Origin of the sequence: Bacillus sp. FSL L8-0199, from assembly GCF_038005705.1 — a bacterium.
GTDB lineage: Bacteria > Bacillota > Bacilli > Bacillales > Bacillaceae_G > Bacillus_A > Bacillus_A cereus.
In genome coordinates this window covers 74,001-80,000 of the sequence record NZ_JBBOTS010000001.1, presented here as the reverse complement: position 1 = coordinate 80,000, position 6,000 = coordinate 74,001, and the positions used below count along the sequence as shown (strand labels likewise).

Here is a 6,000-nt window from a genome sequence, read left to right as displayed (position 1 = left end):
CTAGAAAAACTGCCAGCAACTAACTGGCAGCTCTTCTTTCTTTCACGTAATTATAGGAAGTGTATAGAAGAATGTCAATCTCCTATGTCCATTATTAACCAACGTAAATTGTTTGTTGTTTCGCTTCCACTTCTTCTACAAATGTACCTAACACATTCGCAAGGTCTTCCCGTGTGTTACAAGCATTAATACCATTACGTACACTCGCATTACCACGAACACCTTTTAAATACCAAGCTGCATGTTTTCTCATCTCTCTTACAGCGACACTTTCATTCTTTAAGTTGATAAGACGATCTAGATGCAACATACATACATCAATTTTCTCGCGCACTGTTGGTTCCGGCATTAATTCACCTGTCTCCAAATACTTTACCGTACGATAAATCATCCACGGATCTCCAAGAGCAGCACGACCAATCATAACACCATCTACACCAATTTCATCAAGCATACGCTTTGCATCTTGCGGCGTTGCGACATCACCATTTCCGATAACCGGGATATTTACAGCTTGTTTTACTTGTTTAATAATATCCCAATCCGCTTTTCCTTCATACATTTGCACTCGTGTACGTCCGTGAACCGCCACAGCTTGGCCACCAGCACGCTCAACAGCCCTAGCATTTTCTATTGCGAAAATATGTTCTTCATCCCAACCGATACGCATTTTAACTGTAACCGGCTTTTCAACAGCATCTACAACCGCTGCTACCATTTCATATATTTTATTCGGGTCTAAAAGCCACCTTGCCCCAGCATCACATTTAACGATTTTCGGCACTGGACAACCCATATTAATATCAATTATGTCTGCTGTCGTATATTTATCTACATATTTCGCAGCATCTACAAGAGTTTCTTTCTCTCCACCAAAAATTTGTAAACTTAATGGCTTTTCTCTCTCGTCGATATATAACATATCTAATGTTCTTTTATTATTAAGTAATATTGCCTTATCACTTACCATTTCAGCACAAACTAAGCCGGCACCAAATTCTTTTACTGTTAAACGGAATGCAGAGTTACACACTCCCGCCATCGGTGCTAGTACAACCGGATTTTTCATCTCGATATTTGCAATCTTTAACAATCAATCTACTCCTTCCTGTACAATCACTTTGGCATTAATTCCTCTATCGAAACATTTAATGCCTTAGCAACTTCTACTACAAAATCTTGAGAAGGCGATCTATTCCCTCTCTCAACCTCACCTAAAACAGATACAGATACCCCTAGTGCTTTAGCAAAACCTTCTTGTGTGTAACCTTTTAGCTTTCGAAAAGCACGAATGCGTCTTCCCCATTTTTCTGCTTCCATACCGTTACTCCCTCTCGCCTTTTCATTTCTTCTACTTGTGAACATGAAATGTTTTGTTTTATGTCTTGATTAATTTCTAACAACGGAACGATAACAAAAGCTCTTTCAAACATCCGCGGATGCGGAACAATAAGATTCTCTGCTTCAATATTCTCTTGATTATAAAGTAAAATGTCAAGGTCGATAGTCCTCGGCCCCCACCTAATTTCCCTTTTTCTTCCTAGGTCATTTTCTACTTTTTGTGTTACTTTCAATAATTCTTGTGGTGATAAATTGGTAGAAATTTTTATAACTAAATTTAAAAAGCAACTTTGGTCAGTATAGCCAACTGGCTCAGTTTCATATACAGATGAAATATCATCAACCTGAATATAAGGATTTTTATTTAAAAACTGAATCGCTTCGGTTAGATACGTATAACGCTCTCCAATATTTGACCCTAATGCAATGTAAGCTATATTGTTCATGGACGTTCTCTCGTAATTTCTACTGCTACAGCACGATAATGACCCGGTATCGGTGGATCCGGCTTAATTACCTTAATTGTACAGCGCGAAATACTTTCATATTGTTTTAATATATCTGCAGCAATATTTTCAGCGATACTCTCCACAAGCTTATACTTTCTATCCTCAACAACTTTTCTACATAATTCGAAAAGCTCTCCATAATTGACCGAATGCTCTAAGTCATCACTTTCCCCTGCACGCTTTAAATCCAACTCCACCGTTAAGTCAACTTTAAATCTCTGACCTAATTTATTCTCCTCTGGGAACACGCCATGATAACCATAAAACTCCATATCATGGATATAAATTTTATCCAATTACCTTACCCCCTTACCAATCATCGCATCCATCATTTTAGCCATACGCGCCATTTCTTTCACATCATGGACACGAACAAACTCACAGCCCTTTTCAATACCAAGACAAACAGTAGCTCCCGTTCCCTCAAGGCGTTCCTCTACTGGCAAATCTAATACGTGCCCAATAAAGGACTTTCTCGAAGTACCTAAGAGAACCGGATAACCTAGCACATTTAACTGTTCTAAATTACGCATCGCCTCTAAGTTCTGCTCAGGTGTTTTAGCAAAACCGATACCTGGATCTAAAATAATATTCTCATCTCGCACACCAGCATTTTTAGCAATTTTAATACTGTCATACAAATCAGCAATCATATCCGCCATTAAATTACGATAATTCATGTTATCGCGGTTATGCATTAAAATGATAGGTACATCGTAATGAGCTGCGACTTCAGCAATTTTCGGCTCCGCCTTCGCTCCCCAAATATCATTAATAATATGAGCACCAGCCTCAATTGCTTGCTTTGCAACTTCAGCTTTATATGTATCGATAGATATAGGCAACTTCACTTCTTTTGAAACTGCTTGAATCATCGGGACAACTCGCTTTATTTCTTCTTCTACTGATACTTTAGCAAAACCTGGGCGAGTAGATTCGCCACCAATATCAATAATATGAGCACCTTCACCTTGCATTTTTTTTGCGTGACGTACCGCAACATCTACCTCGTTGTAACTCCCACCATCAGAAAACGAATCTGGTGTTACATTTAAAATCCCCATAATTAATGTCTTTTCATTTAAATTCAATGTATATTCGCCGCAGCATAAATCATAATCCCACTTCAAACTACACATCTCCTCTTCGTAATTCATTTCTGCTCCATAATTTCTCTCTTTGCATTCCATAAAGGTACATTAAACTTTTTGTAACCACTCCTACTTTACCCGGGAAATCCTGCGCTTCTATACGATAAAGCGGAACAATTTCTTGAATGGAGTTTGTTACGAAGACTTCATCCGCTGAAAGTAGCTCATCTTTTGTAAAGAAACCTTCCTTTACTTCTATATTTAATTCTTCAGCACTCTTTATAATAAACGCACGAGTGATACCATTTAAAATCCCTGTCTCTAACGAAGGTGTATATAAAACATCACCTTTCACAAAAAATAGATTGGAAACAATACCCTCTGCAACATAACCTGCTTCAGTAAGAAAAATACCTTCCTTACTCACAACATTTCCAATTTCACGCTTCCCTAAAATATTATTTAAATAATGATGAGACTTCAGGCGAAATGTTCCTTCCGGTGTATTTCGCACTTGTTTTAGAATAACACCTTCTTTTTCCACTACATCTCCTGGAGCTGTTAAAGGTTTTATAAAAACAATAACCGAAGGCTCTTCATACATTTCCGTTTGTAATCCTATTTCATCTATACCCGCTGATACATTAAAACGTACATATGCATGCTCCAATTCATTCTTAGCGAGTAAATTTTTTAAAATAAGCATCACGTCATTTTTTGTCATTGTCCATTTAATTTGCAATGTATCCAGCGCTTCTATTAAACGGTCATAATGATCATCCAATAAGAAAGGATGACCATTATAAATACGAAACGTTTCAAAAACTCCAAGACCATATAAATAACCATGATCATAAGGAGAAATTTTCGCTTCACTTGCTTCTACATACTGACCATTTACGTAAATTAACATAATGTTGCACTTGGACTGTATTTACGAATGAAATTCTGTAACAACTCTTTCCCATGAGAAGTCATAATAGATTCCGGATGGAATTGCACACCCTCTATCGGCAATGTCTTATGACGAAGTGCCATAATTTCTCCTTCCTCTGTCCAAGATGTTACCTCTAAGCAATCGGGTAACGTCTCTTTCTTAACAATAAGGGAATGATAGCGCGTCGCAGTAAACGGATTAGGAATATCCGAAAAAATCGTCTTTCCATCATGATGCATAAGCGACGTTTTCCCATGCATTAATCGTTCTGCACGGACAACCTCTCCACCAAACACTTGTGCAATGGATTGATGCCCAAGACAAACTCCAAAAATCGGAATCTTTCCAGCAAAGTATTTAATAACTTCCATACTAATCCCCGCTTCATTAGGACTACATGGACCTGGAGAAATCATTAGAAAATCTGGTTTCATATTCTCAATATCTGAAATGGTCACTTCATCGTTACGTTTAACAACGAGCTCTTGTCCAAGTTCTCCAAGAAACTGCACTAAATTAAATGTAAAAGAATCATAATTATCAATCATTAATATCATTTCTCTCACCTAACCGTTTCTTCGCTACGTTCTTTTGCACGCCATAAAGCAATCGCCTTTTTTAACGACTCTTTATATTCATTTTCTGGATTTGAATCAATTACAATTCCCGCCCCTGCTTGCACATGAGCTTTTCCATCTTTAGCAAGAAGTGTTCTAATTACAATATTCAATTCTGTATCTCCAGAATAACCAATCCAACCGATTGAACCTGTATAAATCCCTCTCCGAACAGGTTCTAATTCCTCAATAATTTCCATCGTACGTATTTTCGGGGCACCAGTAATTGTTCCCCCAGGGAATACAGCCTTCACTAAATCAAAAGCATCTTTATCTTCTTCCACCTCACCACGTACATTAGAAACAATATGCATAACATGTGAGTATTTCTCAATCACCATAAATTCATCTACTTCTACAGTGCCATATTTACAAACACGTCCTAAATCATTTCTTTCTAAATCCACAAGCATTACATGCTCTGCTCTTTCTTTTTCGTTCTCAATTAATTCTCTTGCTAATTCTTCATCCTCTTGCTCATCCGCGCCTCTAGATCTCGTTCCAGCAATTGGTCTTGTACTTACTTCAGTTCCTTGTTTCTTAATTAACAACTCTGGCGATCCACTAACAATTTGAAAATCCCCAAGCTCCAGGTAACCCATATATGGAGATGGATTAATTTCACGAAGACTTGTATAAATTTCTAGTGGGTGTGTCTGTAACGTTCTTTCTTGTCTCGTCGACAAGTTTACTTGGAACACATCACCCGCCCCAATATATTCTTGAATACATTCAACTGCCTTCATAAAGCTGGCTTCAGTAAAAGCAACTGCTTCACTTTTCTTTTCAGGACTTTCAAAGGGCACAGTCACTTCAGGCGCTTCTGTCATCCAAAGACTCTTCCACTCATTTAGCCGTTCTTTTGCCTCTTCATATTTATCTACATAATGCGTAATAACCCATAACACTTTTTCTTTTTGATCATAGACAAATACGTCATCAAATAATAAAAAGAAGATGTCAGGTATATTAATATCATCTTCCGCAAGAGAAGGTAGCTTTTCAATATAACGGATACAGTCATAACTGAAATAGCCAATTGCACCACCTTGAAAAGGCGGATACTCTGGGTTATAGTCCGTCTTCCATTGTTCCATATATTCTTGCATTAAATCTAACGGATTCCCTCGTTTTATTGTTTCCTTACCACTTTCACTTATATGTAACGTTTCATCCTTCCCTCGGATTACCGCTACTGGGTTCAGCCCTACAATGTTATAACGACCGCCACGGCCGCTTTCTAACAAAATATGTTGCGATTTACCCTGAGAAAGAAATTTATATTGCTTAAAGAAATCTAACTGATATGGAATAGAAAGCGCTAAAGATTTTCTTCGTTGCATATCAACACCCCGTCTTCTTTTATCCCACCCTCTTAGATTAACCAGCTCAAACTACATAAGTTATTTATATAGAGATTGATTATACTCGAAGGCTAGTGAAAATAATTTAATTATACTACCTCTTATTTTACATGAAGTTTTCTAGTCATTCACTCTTTTCCT

At 37.5% G+C, this 6,000-nt stretch carries 8 protein-coding genes; all 8 read right to left on the bottom strand.

What is annotated here, in order from left to right; translation table 11 throughout:
* Positions 1 to 94: 94 nt before the first annotated feature.
* From dusB to pabB, 8 genes are read right to left on the bottom strand one after another with little or no spacing between them, the layout of a single operon-like run.
* Positions 95 to 1,093, bottom strand: coding sequence for a tRNA dihydrouridine synthase DusB (gene dusB / locus NST86_RS00425; protein WP_000912248.1), 999 nt, complete (start codon positions 1,091 to 1,093; stop codon positions 95 to 97).
* Between the two features lie 23 nt (positions 1,094 to 1,116).
* Positions 1,117 to 1,320, bottom strand: coding sequence for a helix-turn-helix domain-containing protein (locus tag NST86_RS00420; protein ID WP_000387024.1), 204 nt, complete (start codon positions 1,318 to 1,320; stop codon positions 1,117 to 1,119).
* Entirely contained in the window at positions 1,272 to 1,787 is a 516-nt protein-coding gene (gene folK / locus NST86_RS00415; RefSeq protein WP_001059447.1) for a 2-amino-4-hydroxy-6-hydroxymethyldihydropteridine diphosphokinase, read from the bottom strand. The genes NST86_RS00420 and folK overlap by 49 nt, the downstream gene beginning before the upstream one ends.
* Positions 1,784 to 2,146: a dihydroneopterin aldolase gene (gene folB, locus NST86_RS00410; RefSeq protein ID WP_000358062.1), complete on the bottom strand. Its 363-nt coding sequence runs from the start codon at positions 2,144 to 2,146 to the stop codon at positions 1,784 to 1,786. The genes folK and folB overlap by 4 nt, the downstream gene beginning before the upstream one ends.
* On the bottom strand, positions 2,147 to 3,007 hold the full coding sequence (gene folP, locus NST86_RS00405; RefSeq protein ID WP_061663948.1) for a dihydropteroate synthase: 861 nt from the start codon (positions 3,005 to 3,007) through the stop codon (positions 2,147 to 2,149).
* The gene (gene pabC, locus NST86_RS00400) at positions 2,982 to 3,854 is read right to left on the bottom strand and encodes an aminodeoxychorismate lyase (protein WP_000909876.1); all 873 of its coding nucleotides are present in this window, start codon (positions 3,852 to 3,854) and stop codon (positions 2,982 to 2,984) included. Before pabC ends, folP begins: the two co-directional genes overlap by 26 nt.
* Positions 3,848 to 4,435 (bottom strand): aminodeoxychorismate/anthranilate synthase component II, encoded by a 588-nt coding sequence (gene pabA / locus NST86_RS00395; protein ID WP_000602297.1) that lies wholly within the window; start codon positions 4,433 to 4,435, stop codon positions 3,848 to 3,850. Before pabA ends, pabC begins: the two co-directional genes overlap by 7 nt.
* Positions 4,436 to 4,440: 5 nt before the next feature.
* Positions 4,441 to 5,838 (bottom strand): aminodeoxychorismate synthase component I, encoded by a 1,398-nt coding sequence (gene pabB / locus NST86_RS00390; protein WP_098617279.1) that lies wholly within the window; start codon positions 5,836 to 5,838, stop codon positions 4,441 to 4,443.
* Positions 5,839 to 6,000 lie beyond the last annotated feature (162 nt).

Excerpts from the sequence above, each read along its gene's own strand:
- pabB (WP_098617279.1), bottom strand. The coding sequence starts at position 5,838 with ATGCAACGAAGAAAATCTTTAGCGCTTTCTATTCCATATCAGTTAGAT.
- pabA (WP_000602297.1), bottom strand. The coding sequence starts at position 4,435 with ATGATATTAATGATTGATAATTATGATTCTTTTACATTTAATTTAGTG.
- folK (WP_001059447.1), bottom strand. The coding sequence starts at position 1,787 with ATGAACAATATAGCTTACATTGCATTAGGGTCAAATATTGGAGAGCGT.
- NST86_RS00420 (WP_000387024.1), bottom strand. The coding sequence starts at position 1,320 with ATGGAAGCAGAAAAATGGGGAAGACGCATTCGTGCTTTTCGAAAGCTA.
- folP (WP_061663948.1), bottom strand. The coding sequence starts at position 3,007 with ATGAATTACGAAGAGGAGATGTGTAGTTTGAAGTGGGATTATGATTTA.
- pabC (WP_000909876.1), bottom strand. The coding sequence starts at position 3,854 with ATGTTAATTTACGTAAATGGTCAGTATGTAGAAGCAAGTGAAGCGAAA.